Origin of the sequence: Dietzia sp. E1, from assembly GCF_014145015.1 — a bacterium.
Classification (GTDB): domain Bacteria; phylum Actinomycetota; class Actinomycetes; order Mycobacteriales; family Mycobacteriaceae; genus Dietzia; species Dietzia cinnamea_A.
In genome coordinates this window covers 1-1307 of the sequence record NZ_JAALDU010000548.1, presented here as the reverse complement: position 1 = coordinate 1307, position 1307 = coordinate 1, and the positions used below count along the sequence as shown (strand labels likewise).

The following is a 1307-nucleotide window of genomic DNA, read 5'->3' as shown; positions in this document are numbered from 1 at the left end:
GTTTCCTAGGCGGCTTCCCGTTCGGTCGCCGCGGCGGTCTCGTAGCTGATCGGGCTCACCATTCCGATCGTGCTGTGTCGTCGGTCGTGGTTGTAGAACCCGTAGCACCAGTCCAACACAGCGGCCCGGGCGGCGCGGGTGTTTTCGAAGGTGTGTTGCGACAAAACTTCCCATTCCAGCGAGCTGAAAAATGCTTCGGCGGCAGCATTGTCAAAGCACGATCCGACCCGCCCCATCGATTGGCGAATACCGAGGTCTTGGCATAGTTTCGTGAACGCGTGAGCGGTATAGGTGCTGCCCCGATCGGTGTGAAATATGGCTCGTTTCGACGGGTCCTCACGCCACCCAGACTGGTGGACCTCCTCGATACCGCCGCGGGTCGCCACGGCCATGTTGATCGCCGCGCAGGCGAGTTCGGCGTCCGGGTGCAGACCGGTGGCAGCACCAAGCAATCTACGACTGTAGAGGTCGATCACAGTGGCCAGATATAGCTTCTCACCGGGCCGACCGTTGGCGTCGACGGTGGGGATCTCGGTCATGTCGCCGACCCACCGGGCGTTCGGCCTGTCGGCGGTGAAGTCCCGCTTGAGCAGGTCGGGGAACTTCGGGGCCGTCTTGTCCTGCCTGGTCAGACCGTTGCGGCGTCTGATGCGGCGTGCGACGAGGCCCTGGCGGCGCATCGAGTCGGCCACGGTCTTCTCGCTGACCTGCCAGCCCTCGTCACGAAGGTCGAAGTACAGGCGAGGGGATCCATGCCGGCCCTTTGCGGCGGTGAACGCCTTCGCGACCGCCTGGTCGACGACCTCGCGGCGGCGGTCACGCTCGGTGTGCAGGCCGCTGGCCGCCTCCGGCCCGGTGGCCCGCTTGAGCCACTTGTAGAACCACGCCAGCGACACGCCCAGCAGGGCGCACACCAGAGTGTGTGGCACTCGGTAGTTGGTCCTCTGGTCGGCGATGAAACGTGCCACGCTCACTTCGTCGCCTCCTTGACCCACAGGACCACGGATCGCTTGAGGACATCACGCTCCATCTTCAGCTCCGCGTTCTCTGCTCGCAGCCGCTTGAGCTCCTCGATGTCGCCCCTGGACAGGCCTTCTGTGCCCTCCCGAGCTTCCTTAGCCTGATTGACCCAATTGCCCAAGGTGCCCGCGTTGACCCCAAGGTCTCGGGCGATCTGGGCGATCGGCTTCCCGGTCTCCTCGACGATCCGGACCGCTCCCTCACGGAACTCCCGGTCGTACTTTTGGCGCTTCTCTGGCATCGCTTCCCCTTATAGCTGATCCCTCTACGGATCCGGGGGAACCTCA

The 1307-nt window shown here is 64.3% G+C and carries 2 protein-coding genes; both read right to left on the bottom strand.

Annotated features, from left to right (window positions below; all coding sequences use genetic code 11):
- Window positions 1-5: 5 nt before the first annotated feature.
- Window positions 6-974, bottom strand: coding sequence for an IS3 family transposase (locus G6030_RS15350; RefSeq protein WP_182643708.1), 969 nt, complete (start codon window positions 972-974; stop codon window positions 6-8).
- A complete protein-coding gene (locus G6030_RS15345) occupies window positions 971-1261 on the bottom strand; it encodes a transposase (RefSeq protein WP_069389795.1) in 291 nt (96 codons plus the stop codon). The genes G6030_RS15350 and G6030_RS15345 overlap by 4 nt, the downstream gene beginning before the upstream one ends.
- Between the last annotated feature and the right edge of the window lie 46 nt (window positions 1262-1307).